Genomic DNA, 13749 nt, shown 5'->3' with positions numbered 1-13749 from the left:
CTTTGATACCCGGGCTAGGTCTGAGCGAGGTCGAGGCGGCTGCGGGTCACCGCGACCCGCGGCCACCACGGCACCAGGCGTTCGGCCTTCGCTAGGGTCTTGCGAGCCTTCGAGTTGTCACCGGCGGCCATGTACGCCCGTGCCAGCGTGGCCAGGTCGTCGGCGCGGTGCAGTGACCCGTCGTTGTTCCTGCACGCGGTGCGCGCGAGCCTGACCGCCAGTTGCGGGTCTCCGGCCAGCAGGGCGATCAGCGCGCGGACGCCGTCCAGCATGTAGCTGGGTTTGCCCAGCTCAACGGCCTCGTTGAGGGCTCGGGCGGCGACCGGCAGGCCGTCGTGGGCGTCCAGCTGACCGGCTTCGACGGCCGCGCCCGTCAGGCCGGCGACCGCGGCCATCACCGCTGCCGCGTCCTGCCCGTCGGCTTCGGACATCCCGATCGCGAGCGTCAACGCCTCCGCGTACCGGCCCCGCGCCTCCAGGACGAGCAACCTCGACGCCCGGACGGCGCGCGCGGCCGGGTCCGCCACGGTCAGCTGGTGCACGAGTCGTTCCGCCGCGTCCAGGTCACCTGCCTGAACGAGCTCGACGACCTGGAGAACACCGGGCGCCTCGGTCCGTCTGCACCGGATTCCGGCGAAGACCGTGCGCATCCTGCGGCCCGCCCTGAGCCGGATCAGCCCGATCACGGCGCGGCCGCCAGATACGTCCCGAAGCGAACAATGCGCACAAGCTGGGACGGTACGCACCCATGGCCGTGCCTCCCATGTCCGCTGGGGTGTCCATCGGGGCAGCGGCCCGGTCGGCTAGGTGACGGGAGTCGTTCCGCCGGGCCGGACAGGCAGCCCGGCTGCCTTCCACGCACGGAACCCGCCGACGAGGTCGGTGGCGTTGCGCAGACCTACGGCCTGCAGGTCGCGAGCGGCGAGACTGGAGGAGTAGCTCTCGTTGCAGACGACGACAACGCGTGTGCCGGCGTCGAATCCCTCGATACGGTGATCGCCGTCCGGATCGAGCCGCCATTCGAGGACGATCCGTTCGATCACGACCGACCCGGGGATCTCGCCCTCGGCCACCCGGTTGTGGGCGGGCCGGATGTCGACGACGAGGGTGTTCTCGTCGTCGAGCAGGTCCGCTGAGGGGAGGACACGGTCCAGGCCCGTGCGGGCCTCGGCGAGGATGTCGTCGATCGCGCTCACGGCTCGACAGGGTCCTTTCGCAGGTCGGCCAACGACCGGTGGGCGGGCAGCGGCGGGATCTCCGCGGGGATGTCGGTCAGGCTGGCGTACTCACGGGTCGGCACCAACGGCGGCGAGTACGCGTGCACGCTCGCCGCGGGCGCCTTCGACAGGTTCAGCACCTGGTGGGCCCGTCCGGCACCGAATCCGACGGCCGAGCCGACCGTGTGCGACTGGCTGCGGATCGGCCCGCCCGGGTACCGGTAGAACTCGGCGAGCTCACCGGTCAGCACGGTGAAGGAACCCGCGGCGCCACCATGGTCATGCGGTTCAGTCTGCTGGCCGGGCAGCCACGACAGCAACCACAGCTCCACGCCTTCGGTGAGCGCCAGCCTCGCCCACCACCGCTCCTGTTCGGTGTACCGCAGGATGCGGAGAAGAGACGTGGTCAGCTCGGACGCGACGGTCGAGGTGAGGTCCCTGAGCTCGCGAGGCGTCCACAGGTGCCGCCCGGGGTGCAGCAGGTCGGGCAGCAGCGGGTCGGTGAGGTCAGCGTGCACTTCGGCGTCGGACACAGACGCGGTCATGACGAGTTCTCCAGGCAACGAGTGTCGGGTGTACGGGAAGCGACACGCGGCTCGGAGAGGAGTTCAGTCCCCGGGCCGCGCGGCGGTACACCCGCACAGGTTGAGCTTCTGGAGATCAACCGTGCGGTCGCGCCAGGTGAGCAGCGACCGGGTCATAGGCGCATGGTGGCACGGAGTTCGCGGCGCCGAAAAGCACTCTCACCAGCTGGACGGGGACTGCGTTCGGTCAGCGGCGAGCCCGCAGCAGGAGTAGGGAACGCGGCGGCACGGTGATCGTCGCGCCCGGTTCCAGCGGTTCGGGTTCCGACGGCTTGCCGTCCGGAGATCCGGTGTCCAGTACCGGCTCGAAGTCGTCGCCGTACCGGGCCGAGGGCAGCGTGAACCCGGTGGCCTCGGCGCCCGCGTGCAGGATCAACAGCCAGGAGTCGTCGGACACCAGTTCGCCGTCGCGTGTCCGGGACAGCGACTCCGAGCCGTCGATCCACATGCCCAACGACCGGGCGCTGTCGTCGAACCAGTTCTCGTCGGACATCGGGCAGCCGTCCGGCCGGAACCACACCAGGTCCGGCTCGCCCGACCGCGTCGGCCTGCCGTCGAAGAAATGCGGCTGGCGCAGCGCCGGAGCCTGGGTGCGCAAGCTGATCGCGTGCCGCACGAACGCGTTCATGTCGAGTTCTTCGTCACCACGCGCCCAACTGACCCAGGAGGTCTCGTTGTCCAGGCAGTAGGCGTTGTTGTTGCCGCCCTGCGTGCGCCAGCGTTCGTCGCCCGCGACGAGCATCGGCGTGCCGGTCGACAGCAGGAGCGTCGCGACGAGATTGCGGGCCTGACGGGCGCGAAGGGCGCGGATCTCCTTGTCGTCCGTCTCGCCTTCGACGCCGCAGTTCCACGATCGGTTGTCGTCCGTGCCGTCGCGGCCTTCCTCGCCGTTGGCCTCGTTGTGCTTGTGGTTGTACGAAACCAGGTCGCGCAAGGTGAAGCCGTCGTGCGCCGTGATGAAGTTGACCGACGCCCAGGGACGGCGCCGGTTGAGCGCGTACAGGTCCGACGAGCCGGAGAGCCGGTACGCCAGGTCGCGCACGCCCACCGCGCCCCGCCAGAAATCCCGGACCGTGTCCCGGTAGCGGCCGTTCCATTCTGTCCACTGTGGACCGAAGCCGCCGACGCGGTAGCCCTCGCCGGTCGCGTCCCACGGCTCGGCGATCAGTTTGCAGCCCGCGAGCACCGGGTCGGTCGCGATCGCGGTCAGCAGCGGCGCGTTCGGGTCGAACGAACCCGCGTACGGCCGCCCCAGCACACTGGTGAGGTCGAAACGGAAGCCGTCGACGCCCAGCTCGCTCGCGAAGTAACGCAAGGAGTCCGTGACCATCCGGACCACGGTCGGCGACCCGGCGTTCAGCGTGTTGCCGCAGCCGGTGATGTCGCGGTCGTACCCGTCCGGGCCGAGCACGTAGTAAGCCGGAGCGTCCAAGCCGCGGAAGGACAGCGAAGGACCGCCGACACCGCCCTCGCACGTGTGGTTGTAGACGACGTCGAGGATCACCTCGATGCCCGCGGCGTGCAGCGCGGCGACCATGGTGCGGAACTCCTCGATCTCCCGGCCCGGTTCGCTCGCGTACCCGCTGTGCGGCGCGAAGAACCCGAGCGTGGAATAACCCCAGTAGTTCGTGCGGCCGGTGTCGCGCAGGCCGGGTTCCGAGCTGATCGCGTGGATCGGCAGCAGTTCGACGGCGGTCACGCCGAGCCGCACCAGGTAGTCGATGACCGCGGGGTGCGCCAGCCCCAGATAGGTGCCGCGTTGTTTCTCCGGCACTTCGGGGTTCAGCTTGGTGAACCCGCGCACGTGCAGTTCGTAGATGACGGTCTCTTCGAACGGCACGTCGGGTTTCCGGCCCGTGTCGGCGCCGCCGAGCGACGTGACCACCGACAACGGCACGGCACTGAGGGAATCGACGCGTGAAGGCACGCCGTCCATGAGATGGCCCACGTAGTCCAGCGTGTCGGACAGCCGTGTCACGTCGCCGGTGATCCGCCGCGCGTACGGGTCCACCAGCAGTTTCGCCGGGTTGCAGCGGATTCCACGGGCTGGGTCGTACGGCCCGTGCACCCGGTATCCGTACCGCTGGCCGTGCATGACGGCGGGCACGATGCCGTGCCAGATGCCGAACGTGTGCTCGGCGAGCTCGACGCGCCGCTCGGTGCCGTCCTCGCTGATCAGGCAGACTTCGACGGCCTCGGCCACGGACGAGGCCACGGCGAAGCGCACGCCGCCTGACTCCGGATGCGCGCCCAGCGGGAACGGGCGGCCGGCGAGGAGGCTCGGGAACTCGCGTGGTGAGGTCGGCACGCCTCTATCTTCGCAAGGATCACCGACAGGCAGTCTCGATCGAGTCTTCAAGCCAGCCGTTCGGAGCATCAAGCGGCGGCCGCCAGGCGTCGAAGTAGGCGTCATAACCGCAGGTCATGAGACAATGGGGTTGAGCCCTGGCTTAGGAGAGGTGCACAGTGAGCACTGTGATGTGGCCGGACCACCTGCTGTCTCTGGCGGAATGGGATGCCCTCCCGGAGGACAACACCCGCCGCTATGAGCTCTCCGAAGGAGTCTTGCAGGTGTCACCACGGCCGGTGTCGAACCACCAATGGGCGATCACCGAGTTGGCGCGGCAGCTGAACACCCAGCTGCCTACGGATCTCATGGCATTTCCCGAGATGGAACTCGTGCTGTCGGACAGTTTCCCGGCAACCGTACGAGTACCTGATCTGATGGTGGTACCGCGCTCCGTGGCGAAGACCAATCCTCCTCGATACACCGCGGACAATGTCCTGCTCGCCGTCGAGGTGGTCTCGCCCGGCTCTCGAAAGCTCGACCGCATCCTCAAGCTGAAGGAGTACTCGCAGGCCGGGATCCCGGCCTACTGGATCGTCGACCTCGACGATCCGGTCTCGATCTCCGCCTTCCAGCTGGCCGACGGTGACTATGAGCTCAACGCCGAGGTCAGCGACGTGCTGTCGGTCACCACTCCGGCGCCACTCACCGTGAACGTCCGCGACCTCGTTCCCTAGCCGACCACCCCCCGGTTGGGCACCGCGGTCAGGGCGGACGACAGAATGAAGGCGTGAGCGAGCAGAACGTCCCGGAGAACATCGACGACCTTGTGGTGCACATGGCCGATGTCGGCGTGCGCCGAGGCGGCAGCAAGCTGCTCACCGGGATCAACTGGAGCGTGGAGCTCGACGAACGTTGGGTGATCCTCGGTGGCAACGGCGCGGGCAAGACGACCCTGCTGCGCATGGCCGCCGCGGAGATGCACCCGTCCAACGGGACCGTCCACGTGCTGGGTGAACAGCTCGGCAAGGTGGACATGTTCGAGTTGCGGCCGCGGATCGGGTTCTGCTCGGCCGCGACGGCCAACCGGTTCCCGGCCGACGAGAAAGTGATCGACGTCGTCGTCAGCGCGGGTTACGCCGTGATGGGCCGGTGGCGGGAGGAGTACGAGTCGCTGGACATCGGCCGTGCGCAGCAGTTGCTGGACGGTCTGGGCGTCGGCAGGTTCGCCGACCGCCTGTTCGGGACGTTGTCCGAGGGCGAGCGTAAGCGCACGCTCATCGCCCGTGCCCTGATGACGGACCCCGAGTTGTTATTGCTCGACGAGCCCGCCGCCGGTCTCGACCTCGGTGGCCGGGAGGACCTGGTCGCCCGGCTCACCGAGCTGGCGCTGGACCCGGACGCACCCGCGACGATTCTTGTCACGCACCATGTGGAGGAGATCCCGCCGGGATTCACCCACCTGATGTTGCTCTCGTCGGGTGCCGTGGTCGCCCAGGGCCTCATCGACGACGTGCTGACCAGTGAGAACCTGTCGGCGACGTTCGGCCAGCAGTTGCGGCTGGAGCGCTCGGGTGATCGGTTCTTCGCCCGCCGCGCCTGACCGGCCTACTGGGAGGTAACCTCCGAGCATGGGTGAGTTCGTCAAGCTCGAGGTAGCGGACGGGATCGGCACCATCCGGCTGGACCGGCCGCCGATGAACGCGTTGAACCGGCAGCTCCAGGCCGAGTTGCGGGAGGCGGCGATCGAGGCGGGCGACCGGTCCGACGTCCGGTCCGTGATCGTCTACGGCGGGCCGAAGGTGTTCGCGGCCGGTGCGGACGTCAAGGAGTTCGCCAAGATGGGGCACACCGACATCGCGGACTACGCCCCCGAGTTGTCCAGGACCCTGACGATCGTCGCCGAACTGCCGAAGCCGACCGTCGCCGCGATCACCGGCTACGCCCTGGGCGGCGGCTACGAGCTGGCGCTGTGCTGCGACCGGCGGATCGCGGGCGACAACGCCAAGGTCGGCCAGCCGGAGATCCTGCTGGGCATCATCCCCGGTGCGGGCGGCACCCAGCGCCTGGCGCGGCTGATCGGCCCGAGCAGGACCAAGGACATCGTCTACACCGGCCGGTTCGTCGAGGCCGAGGAGGCGCTCAGGATCGGCATGGTCGACGAGGTCGTCGCGCCGGACGACGTCTACGAAGCCGCGCGCAAGTGGGCGGGACAGTTCACCGGCGCCGCGAGCCGTGCGCTCGCCGCGGCCAAGGCGGCGATCGACGGCGGGCTGGACGGTGACCTGAACGCCGGGCTGCGCCTGGAGACGGCCCTGTTCACCGGACTGTTCTCCACCGAGGACCGGACTGCCGGGATGGCGTCCTTCATCGCCAACGGCCCAGGAAAGGCGACCTTCAGTGGCAAGTGACCCGGGAATCGATCCGGTCCCGAACCCGCACGCGACGGCCGAAGAGGTCGAGGCGGCCTGGAAGGACCCGAAGCTCGCCAACGTCCTTTACCACGACTGGGAAGCGGGCACCTACGACGAGAAGTGGTCGATCTCGTACGACGAGCGTTGCATCGACTACGCCACCGGCCGCTTCAGGTCCGTCGCGGGCACCGAGGGCTGGCCGTACGAGACGGCGCTGGAACTGGGCTGCGGCACGGGTTTTTTCCTACTGAACCTGATGCAGGGCGGCGTGATCAAGAAGGGCTCGGTCACCGACCTCTCGCCCGGGATGGTCCAGGTCGCCCTGAACAACGCCCGCAACCTCGGGCTGGACGTCGACGGCCGGGTGGCCGACGCGGAGCGGATCCCGTACGACGACAACAGCTTCGACCTGGTTGTGGGGCACGCGGTCCTGCACCACATCCCGGACCTGCCCGCGGCGTTCCGCGAGGTGCTGCGTGTGCTCAAGCCGGGCGGCCGGTTCGTGTTCGCCGGTGAGCCGACCAAGATCGGCAACGCGTACGCGCGCAAACTCGGCCAGTTCACCTGGTGGCTGACCACGAACATCACCAAGCTGCCCGCGCTGAACTCGTGGCGGCGCCCGCAGGAGGAGCTCGACGAGTCCTCCCGCGCGGCGGCCCTCGAAGCGGTCGTCGACCTGCACACGTTCGACCCGACCGAGCTGGAGCGGCTCGTGCGGGACGCGGGTGGCGCGAACGTCCGGGCCAAGACCGAGGAGCTGGCGGCCGCGTTGTTCGGCTGGCCGGTGCGGACCTTCGAAGCCGCTGTGCCGCAGGAGAAACTGACGTTCGGCTGGCGGATGTTCGCCTACCGCGCATGGCAGCGACTGTCCTGGGTGGACGAGAACATCCTGCGCGGGGTGGCGCCGCGTGAGCTGTTCTACAACGTGATGATCACCGGCACCAAGCCGTGAGCCGTGGGATACCGCTTCACCGTTGAGGACGTCGCCTTCCTCGGCTCACCGGCCGGTGAGGCGGCGCTCGCGGAGATCGGCCGGCTGGCGCTGACGTCGGCGAGCTACCTCGCTGACGTGGCCGCGGCCCGCCGGATGGCCGGTGACCGTGCGCCGATGCTGCTGGAAACCGTGCTGCTGCGCCGGAAAGCGGCGATCAAGCTGTCCTCTGTGGACTCATGGCTGTTCACGGACGAGGCGTTGCAGCAGGCGACTCCGTGGCAGGTCGCGGCACACCGGGCCCGGCGGTTCGCGGGCCGCGTCGTGCATGACGTGACGTGTTCCATCGGTACGGAACTCGTGCACATGCCCGGTTTCGCGCTCGGTTCCGACCTCGATCCCGTGCGCGTGGCCATGGCACGGCACAACACCGGCCTTCCGGTCGTCCAGGCCGATGCGCTGCGTCCGGTCACGCGTGACGCCGCGATCCTGGCCGATCCGGCCCGGCGTGACTCTTCGGGCCGCCGCCGGTGGCGTCCGGCGGACTTCACGCCGCCGCTGGACACGTTGGCCGCTGTCTACCGGACTCGGGACATGGCCGTGAAATGTGCGCCGGGGATCGATCCGGCGGACGTCGCGTGGGCTCGTGAGATCGAACTGGTGTCGCTGGACGGGCAGGTCCGTGAATCGTGCCTGTGGACCGGTTCGCTCGCCACACCGGGGGTCCGGCGGCGCGCGACGGTTCTCCGGTCTGATGTGGACGCTTGGACGATCACGGACGCCTCGCCTGACGACTGCCCGGTGACCGCCCCGGCCTCGTGGATCGTCGACCCGGACGGGGCCGTGGTCCGCGCTGGTCTGGTGCGGCATTACGCGGCCGCGCACGGTCTCGCGCAGCTGGATCCGCGGATCGCCTACCTGACCGGGGACAGTCCGCCGCCGGGGATTCGTGCGTTCCGGGTGGTCGAGCATGGCCGGTACAGCGAGAAAGCGCTGCGACAGGTGCTGGGCAGGCATGGTGTCGGGCGGCTGGAGATCCTGGTCCGCGGGTTGGACGTGGACCCCAACGCCTTGCGCCCCCGCCTCAGGTTGCGGGGAGAGGCGGAGGCGACCGTGGTGCTGACCAGGATCGGCCACACACCGACAGCTCTGCTCTGCAAAGCTGAGCGCATCCCTGGTTGACCGCCGTGTCCCTGGCTCTGGCTTTGACGGGCCTTGCCGGGCTTGCGCCCGGACGCCGCAGCGCACCCGCGCTCGGGCCTGATCCTGCGGCTCGGTTCCTGGCGGCTGGTGCTGCCGTTTACGGTCGGCCTGCGGGAGAACATCGGCGCAGCCCGTAACGCCATTTCTGGCATAGCACGCTCCCGATGCCAGATCGGTGACGAACTCCTGCCCCGCCTGCGCGCCGAATCCATTCCCGGCCGCGCCCCATCGCAACAGCAATTCCTATGGGGGAACCCCTAATTTTCACGTTACCGCATGGGACCGACAGTTCTGGAACCGTCGGACCGAGTTGTCCACAGGCGTGCGACGGTGACGAGGCGGGAATCCCCGGCGAACCAGCTCAAGGGGAGCGTCACCTTTGCCCAGCAGCCCCGCTGGACAAAGGTGACCGCTGACCGGATGAGCGGACCACGGCGCTCAGCCCACCGGCCGAAATCTCGCCGGCACCTGATTATGGAGCGGGACCGCCGGCCCCCCTCGGGCCGACGGTCGCGCTCTTCACCTGGCTGGTTCGGGGACGCCCTCCGTCGAGTTGTGACCGAGGCGCCATGCCCAGCGCCAGCCGTCGACCACCGCGACCGCGGAACCTCCGACGGCGAGCAGGAACGCAAGCCCTGCGGCGCCTTCCATGGTCGCGGTGCTCAGCACCACCGTGATCGCCCAGATCTGCATCGCGGTGAACGGGATGGCGATGCACGCGGCGAAGAAACCGCGGCGCCACCTGCCTGGGTCCGGAGCTGGAAGAAACGGGTCCATTGCGCCCCCTCCTCGGGTCTCGTGCTTCTGATGAAACCCGGAAAGGCGCGGATTCTCTGTGTCAGCTGACACAGAAGGGCTAACGAGCGAGTTTTCTCAGCTCGTCGAGCCTGTGCACGCGGATCCAGCCGCGGCCCGTGCTGATGATGCCACGGTCTCGCAGCACGCGCAGCGCGCGGGCGTAGGACTCCCGCGATGTGGCCGCGTTGTCGGCCAGTTGCTGCTGGGTGAGCCCGGCTTTGATCTCGATCGTCGCGCCGTCCCGGGCGCCGTGTTCGACGGCCATCTGCGCCAGTTGGGCGTACACCCGCTGGCTGGCGCTGCCGCCGCCGTACTCGGCCCGCTGCTGGTTCAGTTCGCCGAACCGGGCGTGCAGCACACCGAGCAAGGTCCACGACAGTTTCGCGCGCGTCTGACACAGATGGGTGAATCTGTTGCTGGGAATTGTGAACGCCTCGACCTTGTCGAGAGCTCGCAGAGTCGCTGTGCGCGGCTGGTCGTACAACGCCGCCATCTCGCCGAGGATGTCACCCGCGGACCGCAACGCGATCACCACTTCGCGGCCGTCCAGGGTGTGCGTGATGACCTGGACGTGCCCGGAGATCACCACGATCACGTGCCTGGACTGGTCACCTTCATGACAAAGATAGTCCCCCGCGGCGTACACGCGCCGGGCCGAGACCTGTTCGATCACACCGCGTTCCGCGGTCGTCAGCCTCCCCCAGAAACTGTCCGGCCCTGTGTCCACCACTTCAGGTTGCCAAGTAAACGACCTGGAACACAACAATTCTCACCCGGCTGCCAGCTATGGTTGGACTCACAACACCGGCCTGGGGCGGCGATTATGGGGAGTGATCCGTCGTGACCACAGAACACCGGGCGATTGTCGCTGTCGACATCGCGTCCTTCACCGACCCCAGGAGAACCCTGACGCACCTGCGGACGGTCCACGAGGGCATGTACGAGATGCTCCGGGCCGCGTTCGACGAAGCGGGGATCTTCTGGAAACAGGTCTACCACGAGGACCGCGGCGACGGCGCGATGATCCTGGTGCCGCCGGAGTTCCCGAAACTGTGGCTCGCCGACCAGTGGCACACACGGTTGCTCGCCGCACTACGGCGCTACAACGCCGTGCACGCATCGGAGGCCCGGGTGCAGTTGCGTGTCGCGTTGCACCACGGCGAGGTTTACGAGAACTCCGACGGAGTGGTCAGCCACGCGGTCAACCTGGCGTTCCGGATCCTCGACGCCAAGCCGGCGAAGTCCGCTCTGGCGCAGACCGGCGGCATGCTGGCGCTGATCGCCTCGAACGACTTCTACCACGACGTGATCGCCCAGGAACCGGACGCCGCACCGGACGACTACCGGCGGATCGCGGTTTCGGTGAAGCAGACCGAGACCGTGGCCTGGCTGCGGCTGCCCGGCGTGCAGGTGTCCTTGCCGCAACCGGTCGAGCCGTCGGTGCCGGTGCAGCAGCAGACACACGTGACACCGTTGTCGGACATCGTGGACGCCTTGCTGGAACTGCCTTTCGTGCGCGAGGCGACCGGCCGGGCGATGCTGATCGATCTGCTGCCGCCGAACATCGCGACCGCGGTGCCGTACCACGCGATCACCCGGCTGCACGTCTTCGCACTGGTCCAGACTTGTCTACGGCACGAACACGGTCTGCTCGACCTGATCGAGGCGGTGCGCCAGCTGGACGGCGACTCCGGGGGAGTACGCCGATTGGAGGGTATCAAGCGGCTGCTGTTGTCGGATTCGGTCGACTGAGCTATGCCCGAACCGGGCGTGCACGAGACACGGAGGTGACACCGTGTGGCCGTTGGCTGGCCTGGGGCGGCGGCGGGATGTGTGGCAGGCGGTCGTGGAGACGCTCGAACAGGTCCAGGTGCTCCGCGATCCCATCGGCCGGGGACTGTGCCTTGACCTGGTCGGGCAGTACCTCGGGCTGCCCTTGCAGGTCAGGCATTTCCCGTCGACCCGCCAGCACATCTACAGCATCCTGCTGGCATGCGACCAGCACCCGGGCGCGCTGACGACGTTCTTGCGGGTGCTGAACGAGCTGGAGCCCAGGTCGCGTGCGGTGTCGTGGGCACGGCAGATGCTCAGCGGTGACGTGCCGCGCCAGCGTGGTGCGGACCGGACCGACCACGCGACGGTGTGCGGACACATCCCGCCCCGGGCGGACGATTTCGCCGCGCCGGTCGACCTGCTGGCCGCGATCAGGGATCGCAGCCCGGTCGTGCTGACCGGCCCTGGCCGCTCCGAGCTGGCGGCCGAGTACGCCCGTCGGCACGCCGGCGACCACGACGTGGTCTGGTGGATCCCGTCGGCGCACCCGGCGCTTGTGCGAATCGCACTGGTCGAGCTGGCCATGCGGCTGAAGTTGCCGGTCGAACCCAGCGCGCGGGCGGCGGTTCCGGCCGTCCTGGATGCGCTGCGGTCCCGTGACTCGCTGCTGGTCTTCGACAACGCCGGCCGGATCGACGACGTACGGCCGTTCTTCCCGGCAGGACCCGGGCACATCGTGGTGACGGCCCGTAGCGCGAACGGGAAAGCGACAGACGTCCCCTGGGTGCGCGCCGAACCGGATCTCGACCAGACGGACCTGCTCAGCATCTGCGCCTTCTTCGCTGACGGGCCGATACCGCGCGCGCTGTTCGCCGGTGTCCGCGACCCGGTCCTGCTCGGCCGTGAGATCCGGCAGCTCAGCGAGCGCGGACTGGCCAAGGTGGACCATCGCACCGACTGCTTCCAGCTGACTCACTGGATTCCGCGGGACGAGACGCTGCGGGCGGAGGCGCACCGGATCCTCGTCCACGCCGATCCCCACGATCCGGAGAACGCGGCGCACTGGTCCCGGTACGCGGATCTGTTGCCGCACATGCTGGCCGGCGACGTGATCGGTTCGACCGATCCGAACGTACGCAGGCTGGCGGTCAACATGGTGATCTTCCTGTCCACATGGGGCGATCCACACGACGCGCGGGCCATCGCCGCGAATCTGGTGGATCGCTGGCAGGACAACACAAGGCACAGCTTGATCGCCGCGCGCTGGCTGGCGCGGGCGACACGCCAGGCCGGACTGTTCGAAGAGGCCAGAAGCATCGGCGAGGCCGCGGTGGCCCGGTCGCGGGAGCACCTCGGTGCCGACCACGAGGACACCGTGCTGTCCGCCCGGTTCCTGGCCGAGGATCTGTGCGCGGCAGGCGACTTCGCCGCCGCGCGGACGTGGAGCAAGGACGCTTGGCAGTGCGCGCGGGACAGTTTCGGCGACGACGATCCGGACACCCTTGCGGCAGCGGGCGTTCACGCGTCAACCCTGCGGCTGTGCGGGGAGTTCGAGGCCGCGCGGCAACTCAGCGAGCGAACAGCGCGGCGGAAATCGGTCGTCCTCGGCGAGAACCACCTCGCCGTGTTGTCTACTTTGGACAGCTGGGCGATCGACCTGATCGCGTGCGGCAACTGGCTGGAAGCCTGTCAGGTTCAGGACGAGACGGTACGGCGGTTGCGTGAGCACGCCGGAATCCGGCACCCGCTGACGCTTCAGGCGACCAGAACCCTTGCCCTGGCACGGCGTTCGGCCGGCGACGCGACCAGCGCCCTGTCGCTCGGCCAGGTCGCGCTGGACGGCCTGATCGGCCGGTACGGCGAGGCAGGCCCGGAAGCGATCTCCGCCGCGCTGAACGTGTCGGTGACCTTGCGGCAGCTCGGCAGGCTCGAGGAGGCCCGCAGGCTGGGACTGCACGTTCACCAGCTGAGCCAGACCGCCTGGGGGCAGTACCACCCGTTCACCCTGGCCGCGGCGACGAACGTGGCCGTGACCCTGCACGTCCTCGGGGAGCTCTCCACGGCTCGCGGGCTGAACGAGAAGGCGATGAACCGGATGCGCGCTGCCCTGGGTGACGACCACCCGTTCAGCCTGGTCTGCGCGGCCAATCTGGCCAACGACCTGGCCAGAGCGGGCCAGTACGCGGCGGCCAGGGACCTCGGCCTGGACACCCTGGAGCGGGCGGAGCGCGTCCTGCCCGAAGAACACCCGCACACCAACGCGATCGCCACAAACCTGGCGCTTCACCTGCGCGGACTGGGCCAGTTGGACGAGTCCGCGGACCTGCAGCGCAGAAGCGTGCAGAGCCTGCGCGGCACGCTGGGTTCCGCCCACCCGGCGACCAAGGCCGCCGCCGAGAACCTCCGGATCTTCTGCACGGTGGACATCATCTGACCCCCACCTCCCCCTCGTGAGTGTTTATCAGGGTTAGAACCCGGACAAACACTCACGAGGGGAGAGCCGGGGCGGGGTGCGCGGAACGTCGCCCGGGATGGTCATCTA

13 protein-coding genes are annotated in these 13749 nt (G+C 68.7%); 7 read left to right on the top strand and 6 right to left on the bottom strand.

Annotated features, from left to right (window positions below; translation table 11 throughout):
- Positions 1 to 14: 14 nt before the first annotated feature.
- The 4 genes from GC106_RS29595 to glgX all read right to left on the bottom strand — a co-directional run bounded on the left by GC106_RS29595 (position 15) and on the right by glgX (position 4109).
- Positions 15 to 686 carry a tetratricopeptide repeat protein gene (locus GC106_RS29595; protein ID WP_173137417.1) on the bottom strand — a complete coding sequence of 224 codons (672 nt, stop codon included), beginning with the start codon at positions 684 to 686 and terminating at the stop codon, positions 15 to 17.
- 117 nt (positions 687 to 803) lie between these two features.
- Positions 804 to 1196 carry a rhodanese-like domain-containing protein gene (locus GC106_RS29590; RefSeq protein WP_173137415.1) on the bottom strand — a complete coding sequence of 131 codons (393 nt, stop codon included), beginning with the start codon at positions 1194 to 1196 and terminating at the stop codon, positions 804 to 806.
- Complete coding sequence (locus tag GC106_RS29585; RefSeq protein WP_173137413.1) at positions 1193 to 1762, bottom strand: cysteine dioxygenase; 570 nt, start codon at positions 1760 to 1762, stop codon at positions 1193 to 1195. Before GC106_RS29585 ends, GC106_RS29590 begins: the two co-directional genes overlap by 4 nt.
- Positions 1763 to 1988: 226 nt before the next feature.
- Positions 1989 to 4109 (bottom strand): glycogen debranching protein GlgX, encoded by a 2121-nt coding sequence (gene glgX, locus GC106_RS29580; protein ID WP_312872944.1) that lies wholly within the window; start codon positions 4107 to 4109, stop codon positions 1989 to 1991.
- Positions 4110 to 4267: 158 nt separating this feature from the next.
- Here glgX and GC106_RS29575 point away from each other — a divergent pair, with 158 nt between their 5' ends.
- Genes GC106_RS29575 through GC106_RS29555 form a run of 5 tightly spaced genes read left to right on the top strand, consistent with a single transcriptional unit; the run spans position 4268 to position 8615 of the window.
- A complete protein-coding gene (locus tag GC106_RS29575) occupies positions 4268 to 4825 on the top strand; it encodes a Uma2 family endonuclease (protein ID WP_312872943.1) in 558 nt (185 codons plus the stop codon).
- 53 nt (positions 4826 to 4878) lie between these two features.
- On the top strand, positions 4879 to 5691 hold the full coding sequence (locus tag GC106_RS29570; protein ID WP_376777771.1) for an ABC transporter ATP-binding protein: 813 nt from the start codon (positions 4879 to 4881) through the stop codon (positions 5689 to 5691).
- 28 nt (positions 5692 to 5719) lie between these two features.
- Positions 5720 to 6499: an enoyl-CoA hydratase/isomerase family protein gene (locus GC106_RS29565; protein WP_173137410.1), complete on the top strand. Its 780-nt coding sequence runs from the start codon at positions 5720 to 5722 to the stop codon at positions 6497 to 6499.
- Positions 6489 to 7454 (top strand): class I SAM-dependent methyltransferase, encoded by a 966-nt coding sequence (locus GC106_RS29560; protein ID WP_312872942.1) that lies wholly within the window; start codon positions 6489 to 6491, stop codon positions 7452 to 7454. Before GC106_RS29565 ends, GC106_RS29560 begins: the two co-directional genes overlap by 11 nt.
- A gap of 3 nt (positions 7455 to 7457) precedes the next feature.
- Complete coding sequence (locus GC106_RS29555) at positions 7458 to 8615, top strand: THUMP-like domain-containing protein (RefSeq protein WP_173137408.1); 1158 nt, start codon at positions 7458 to 7460, stop codon at positions 8613 to 8615.
- Positions 8616 to 9155: 540 nt separating this feature from the next.
- On the opposite strand, the gene GC106_RS29550 is transcribed toward GC106_RS29555, so the two are convergent.
- Together GC106_RS29550 and GC106_RS29545 are read right to left on the bottom strand one after the other, a co-directional pair.
- The gene (locus GC106_RS29550; RefSeq protein ID WP_173137407.1) at positions 9156 to 9413 is read right to left on the bottom strand and encodes a hypothetical protein; all 258 of its coding nucleotides are present in this window, start codon (positions 9411 to 9413) and stop codon (positions 9156 to 9158) included.
- Positions 9414 to 9492: 79 nt separating this feature from the next.
- Positions 9493 to 10161, bottom strand: coding sequence for a Crp/Fnr family transcriptional regulator (locus GC106_RS29545; protein WP_173137405.1), 669 nt, complete (start codon positions 10159 to 10161; stop codon positions 9493 to 9495).
- A gap of 113 nt (positions 10162 to 10274) precedes the next feature.
- Here GC106_RS29545 and GC106_RS49470 point away from each other — a divergent pair, with 113 nt between their 5' ends.
- Both GC106_RS49470 and fxsT read left to right on the top strand, forming a co-directional pair.
- Entirely contained in the window at positions 10275 to 11186 is a 912-nt protein-coding gene (locus GC106_RS49470; protein ID WP_173137403.1) for an effector-associated domain 2-containing protein, read from the top strand.
- 43 nt (positions 11187 to 11229) lie between these two features.
- Positions 11230 to 13641 carry an FxSxx-COOH system tetratricopeptide repeat protein gene (gene fxsT, locus GC106_RS29535; protein ID WP_173137401.1) on the top strand — a complete coding sequence of 804 codons (2412 nt, stop codon included), beginning with the start codon at positions 11230 to 11232 and terminating at the stop codon, positions 13639 to 13641.
- The last annotated feature ends 108 nt before the right edge of the window (positions 13642 to 13749 follow it).

Source organism: Kibdelosporangium persicum (assembly GCF_013280595.1).
Classification (GTDB): Bacteria; Actinomycetota; Actinomycetes; order Mycobacteriales; family Pseudonocardiaceae; genus Kibdelosporangium; species Kibdelosporangium persicum.
Note: the sequence above shows the minus strand (reverse complement) of the source record. Positions and strands in the feature narration are given on the sequence as shown.

Coding starts and splice junctions, on each gene's coding strand:
- GC106_RS29585 (WP_173137413.1), bottom strand. CDS start 1,762: ATGACCGCGTCTGTGTCCGACGCCGAAGTGCACGCTGACCTCACCGAC.
- GC106_RS29565 (WP_173137410.1), top strand. CDS start 5,720: ATGGGTGAGTTCGTCAAGCTCGAGGTAGCGGACGGGATCGGCACCATC.
- GC106_RS29550 (WP_173137407.1), bottom strand. CDS start 9,413: ATGGACCCGTTTCTTCCAGCTCCGGACCCAGGCAGGTGGCGCCGCGGT.